We start from the raw sequence: 5461 nt of genomic DNA on the forward strand, positions 1-5461 counted from the left end.
AGGGCAGCGTTCTAACCAACTGAACTACGTCCCCGCGAGGTGAAGCACGGTGGTGGGCGGTCAGCGATTTGAACGCTGGACCTTCCGGGTGTAAACCGGATGCTCTAACCGCTGAGCTAACCGCCCTGCCTCCCTATTCTAGCTAGTTACGCGAATTCGCACTAGCGGAATTCCCGTGGTTCTGGCCGATTGTGCGTGAAGTGACCGTTTTTCGATGGCCGCGGTGCATGGCGGCAACTCCGTTGTGTCCCGCTTGGGAGAGGCGTACGATGCGCGGGGCTGAGGCTGAATTGGAAGTTGGAGTTGCAATCCTTCTATTTATGCGATGACGGTGAGGCAGGTATGACCAATACGAAGTCTGGTGGCCCAGGCAGGGAGTTCCCGGCTGGGGTTCAAAATCGCAGGGCGATGCTGAAATCGGCGCTACTGGGTGGCGGAGCGGCTGTGGCTGGTCTTTTCGGAGGCTCTCTCGCACAGGCCACGCCGACACGCCCGGAGCAAGAGGCGCAAGAGAAAGCAGATCGCGCGACGCGCGGGATGCCAGCGCCGCGCATTCAAGACGTGAGCGTGATTGAGGTGGGAGGCGGCGGCAACAATGACTCAACCATCGTCAAGGTTACGACCGACCAAGCGGGACTTCACGGCTACGGTTGTGCTACGGCTACATTTCCCGGAGGCCGCTCCAAACTTGTGAAGACGGCCGTGGAGCAGTATCTGAAACCTTTGGTGATGGGCAGAACGACGGATCGAATCGAGCAGATTTGGGAACTCTGCTACATGAGTTCTTACTATAAGAATGATGTGGTTCAGAACTGCGCCATTGGCGGCCTCTGCGACGCGCTATGGGACATCAAAGGCCGGCAAGCGGGAATGCCCGTCTACCAACTGGTTGGCGGAAAGTGCCGCGATGCCGCGGAGATTTACCTGCATGTGTTTCTGGCCGCACAGGATACGAACAAGAAGCTGATCGAAAGCTCAATGAAGCTCGTCGACCAAGGCTGCCGGGATTTGCTGATCGCGATGTTCATTCGAGACGGGGCCGTAAACAATTTGTTTGGACAGCCAAAGTTCGACGACGGCTCCGTACCTTTCGATCGCGACAAAGAAACTCGCAGGGTTCTATCGGCGTGCGAGACTTTCAGAAAAGAGATGCCGCCGGAAATCGGCCTGGGGATCGATGTACATTCGCTGCTCGATAGCGTGCGAGCCGTCGAGTTCTGCAAAGATGTAGAACCCTTCAAATTGTTCTATTGCGAAGACCTGTTGCCGCCGGAAGAGTCCGGCCACTACAAGATCGTCCGGCAGATGTGCACCACGCCGCTAGCGATCGGCGAGCTCTGGAACAATGCGCATGAGTGGCAGCCGCTCGTCGAACAGCGATTGATCGACTACATTCGCCATCATGTTTCGCATATCGGCGGGTTCACGGCCGCGCGGAAAGTGGCGGCGTTTGCGGCAAATTATGAGGTGAAATTCGCCTGGCACGGCGCTCCCAACTCCCCCGTGGGCCATATGACGAATCTGACGCTTGATCTGACCAACCCAAATTTCGGGGTTCACGAGCATTTCGACTATACGCCGCTGGTCCGGGACATTTTTCAGGGCTGCCTTGAAGTGAAGGATGGCTACGCATGGATTAGCGAAAAGCCCGGCTGGGGTATCGAGGTTGACGAAGCGCTCGCCGCAAAACATCCCATCACCGACGAACGTCCCAATGAGATGCGCATACCTGACGGTTCCGTGATTAACGGCACGGGCTAGATCTGTCTCCCCTAGATTCATAGCTTCCAGCGCTGAAGTGGACTGACCCTCCATCCGGTAGGAGTACTGGGGGATACCTGTACCTAAGTACAGGTCAGTAAATGGCCTGTACGGCGGTACAGGCGTCGCAATGCGGCGGATTGGATGTTAGCTGATTCACCACGAGGGGCGAAGCCGGTGCCGCCGTCGCCCCGAATCGCATGCTACTCTCCCGAATGCCGCGGTTCTAGTACTGCGGGCGCGCAACTATGTCTTCTCGTCTCGGCGAAATTCTGGTCAAAGACAGCCTGATCTCTGGGGATCAGCTGAAACAGGCGCTCGACTATCAGAAAAAGAATGGCGGCCGCCTGGGCACTTGTCTGGTGAAGATGGGGCTGGTAAGCGACGACGACATCACGGCGGTCCTCTCCCGGCAGTACGGCGTGCCGTCCATCAATCTGAAATTCTACGAAGTAGATCCGGCAGTGATCAAGCTGGTGCCGCAAGAGACTGCGGTTCGCTACCAGATTGTGCCTCTATCGCGCGTGGGATCGACCTTGACGATCGCGATGACGGATCCGACGAACGTCTTCGCCATGGACGACATCAAGTTCATGACGGGATTTAACGTGGAGCCGGTGGTCGCGTCGGAGACGGCCATCAGCGAGGCGATTCACAAGTTCTACGGCGACGTGGAGGCCGTCGAAGAACTCGACAAGGTGATGAAGGACTTGACGGCCGAGGACGCCGACGCCCTGGAACTCACGGGCGAAGAAGCGGAGATGGATCTTGCGTCGCTCTCGAAGGCGGCCGAGGAAGCGCCGATCATCAAGCTCTGCAATTTGGTTCTGACAGACGCGGTAAAGCGCGGCGCCAGCGATATTCATGTGGAGCCCTACGAAAAGGAATACCGCGTACGCTTCCGCATCGATGGAATCCTGCAGAACGTGATGGCTCCGCCCATGAAGCTCAGAGATGCGATGACCAGCCGCATCAAGATCATGTCCAAACTGGACATCAGCGAAAAGCGGCTGCCGCAAGACGGCCGCATCATGATCAAGTACCTGAAGGACGGAAAGAAGAAGGAGCTGGACTTCCGCGTTTCAACCGTGCCGACGCTCTTCGGAGAAAAAATCGTTCTGCGGCTGTTGGATAAGGAAAACCTGCGACTGGATATGACCAAGCTGGGCTTCGAGCCGGAAGCGCTCTCAAAATTCGAGCGCCAAATCCTGAAGCCGTACGGCATGGTTCTCGTCACCGGGCCCACCGGCTCGGGGAAGACCAACACTCTGTATTCATCGGTGGCGCGCTTGAATACGCCTGAAACGAACATCATGACGGCGGAGGATCCGGTCGAATTTCAGCTCCCGGGAATCAACCAGGTTCAAATGAAGGAACAGATCGGGTTGAACTTTGCCTCGGCGCTGCGCGCATTCCTTCGGCAAGACCCCAACATTATTCTGGTAGGAGAAATTCGAGACTTCGAGACTGCTGAAATCGCCGTTAAGGCAGCGCTCACCGGCCACCTGGTCCTTTCGACGCTCCATACGAACGATGCGCCCTCGACGATCAGCCGCTTGATGAACATGGGCATTGAGCCGTTCCTAGTGGCTACGTCCGTGAACCTGATTTGCGCGCAGCGGTTGGTGCGCCGCATCTGTGTTCAATGCAAGGAACCGCTGCAACTACAGGCGGAGGCGCTCACGGAGGCGGGTTATTCTCCCGAAGAGGCGGCGAAAATCACGGTGCAACACGGCAAGGGATGCGCGACTTGCAACAACACTGGATACAAAGGCCGCGTGGGACTCTATGAAGTGATGGAAATCAACGACGAATTGCGCGAATTGGTTCTGGTGGGAGCGTCCGCGCTGGAACTGAAGAAAAAGGCGATGGAACAGGGAATGATCACGTTGCGGCGGAGCGGCTTGCAGAAGGTCGCGTCTGGGCTGACGACGATGGAAGAAGTTCTGCGCGAGACGGTTTTGTAATCGGAGGAGAGAAATGGCCGGCATCACATTGAGCGAGCTTTTGAAGAAGATGATCGAGATGGCTGGGAGCGATTTGCATCTCTCGACCAACAGCGCGCCGCGGGTGCGCGTACACGGAAAGCTTCGTCCCTTGGACATGCCGCCCCTCACGGCCGCGGACACGAAGGCGCTGGCTTATAGCGTGCTGACGGACGTCCAGAAGCACCGGCTGGAAGAGAACCTGGAACTCGACTTCTCATTCGGCTTGAAGAGCCTGGCACGGTTCCGCGGCAACATTTTTCATCAGCGGGGCGCCGTGGCCGCCGTTTTCAGAACGATACCCTGGGAAATCAAGAGTTTTGATGCGCTAGGGCTGCCGCAGATCGTGCGCAGCCTTTGCGACAAGCCGCGCGGGCTGGTGCTGGTGACGGGCCCGACCGGCTCCGGAAAGTCCACAACGCTGGCGGCGATGCTCGACAAGATCAACAATGAGCGCGACGAGCACATGATCACCATCGAGGATCCGATCGAATTTCTTCACAACCACAAAAAATGCCTGGTGAACCAGCGCGAAGTACATTCGGACACGCACTCTTTCGCGAACTCCCTTCGGGCTGCCCTGCGCGAAGATCCGGATATCGTTCTGATCGGCGAAATGCGCGATTTAGAGACCATCGAGTCCGCGCTGCGCATCGCCGAAACGGGACACCTGACCTTCGCCACCCTTCACACAAATTCGGCAGTCTCGACGATCAACCGTATCGTCGACGTTTTCCCCGCGCATCAACAGCCGCAAATCCGAGCGCAGCTTTCGATGGTGCTTGAAGGAATACTTTGCCAAGCGCTGCTGCCGAGGATTGACGGACGCGGCCGTGCGATGGTCATGGAGATATTGATTCCCAACGCAGCCATCCGCAACCTGGTCCGCGAAGACAAGATTCACCAGATTTATTCGGCGATGCAGACGGGAACCGGCACAACCGGGATGCAGACTTTCAATCAGAGCCTGGCGAACGCTCATTCTCAGAAGTTGATCACTTTGGAAACTGCTCTTGCAAGATCATCGAATCCAGACGAATTACAGGATTTAATTAACCGTGGGGTGACGTCGCCGCCCGTTGGCGGTCGGACTCCCGTCCGACGGTAATCGAAAAGATCGACAGGAGGTAACACATCATGCCGGTTTACACATATCGCGGAACCAACCGCGCGGGCGCTTCGGTCACCGGAGAACGCCAATCGCAAAACAAGGCCCAGCTCGCGGCGGCGCTGCGCCGGGAAAATATCAACGTGAGCAAGCTTTCCGAAAAGGGGAGAGAGTTCAACATCCCCGTGTTCGGAACTGGCGTTGATTCCAAGGAACTCGCAATATTTACGCGCCAGTTTTCCGTGATGATCGACGCCGGCTTGCCGTTGGTACAGTGCCTCGAGATCCTGGCCGGCCAGCAGGAGAATAAGACATTTCAGAAGATCCTGAACACGGTCCGCGGTTCCGTCGAAGGCGGAGCGACACTTTCGACTTCGATGAAATCGCACGAAAAGGTTTTCGATCCCCTCTACTACAACATGGTCGAGGCCGGCGAGACGGGCGGTATCCTGGACACAATTCTGCAGCGTCTCTCCACTTACATTGAAAAGAACGTCAAACTGAAGCGGGCGGTGAAGTCCGCGATGATTTATCCGATCTCAGTTTTGGGGATCGCGGCCTGCGTCATTATCCTCCTGCTCTGGAAGGTCGTGCCGATCTTCGTCAC

General features: G+C 56.9%; 4 protein-coding genes and 1 tRNA gene. 4 read left to right on the top strand and 1 reads right to left on the bottom strand.

Annotated features, from left to right (window positions below):
* Nucleotides 1-50 precede the first annotated feature (50 nt).
* Nucleotides 51-126, bottom strand: a tRNA-Val gene (locus VGK48_23575).
* 216 nt (nt 127-342) lie between these two features.
* Here VGK48_23575 and VGK48_23580 point away from each other — a divergent pair.
* The 4 genes from VGK48_23580 to VGK48_23595 form a co-directional block, all read left to right on the top strand.
* On the top strand, nt 343-1761 hold the full coding sequence (locus VGK48_23580; protein HEY2384166.1) for an enolase C-terminal domain-like protein: 1419 nt from the start codon (nt 343-345) through the stop codon (nt 1759-1761).
* Between the two features lie 248 nt (nt 1762-2009).
* A complete protein-coding gene (gene pilB / locus VGK48_23585) occupies nt 2010-3728 on the top strand; it encodes a type IV-A pilus assembly ATPase PilB (protein ID HEY2384167.1) in 1719 nt (572 codons plus the stop codon).
* Between the two features lie 13 nt (nt 3729-3741).
* Entirely contained in the window at nt 3742-4854 is a 1113-nt protein-coding gene (locus VGK48_23590; GenBank protein HEY2384168.1) for a type IV pilus twitching motility protein PilT, read from the top strand.
* Nucleotides 4855-4883: 29 nt separating this feature from the next.
* Nucleotides 4884-5461, top strand: a 578-nt coding sequence (locus VGK48_23595; GenBank protein HEY2384169.1) for a type II secretion system F family protein, incomplete at its 3' end; no start/stop codon positions are given.

This window comes from Terriglobia bacterium, assembly GCA_036496425.1.
Classification (GTDB): Bacteria; Acidobacteriota; Terriglobia; order 20CM-2-55-15; family 20CM-2-55-15; genus 20CM-2-55-15.

What these genes read in the sequence shown, in the direction of transcription:
- VGK48_23580 (HEY2384166.1), top strand. Translation starts at nt 343, where the DNA reads ATGACCAATACGAAGTCTGGTGGCCCAGGCAGGGAGTTCCCGGCTGGG.
- pilB (HEY2384167.1), top strand. Translation starts at nt 2,010, where the DNA reads ATGTCTTCTCGTCTCGGCGAAATTCTGGTCAAAGACAGCCTGATCTCT.
- VGK48_23590 (HEY2384168.1), top strand. Translation starts at nt 3,742, where the DNA reads ATGGCCGGCATCACATTGAGCGAGCTTTTGAAGAAGATGATCGAGATG.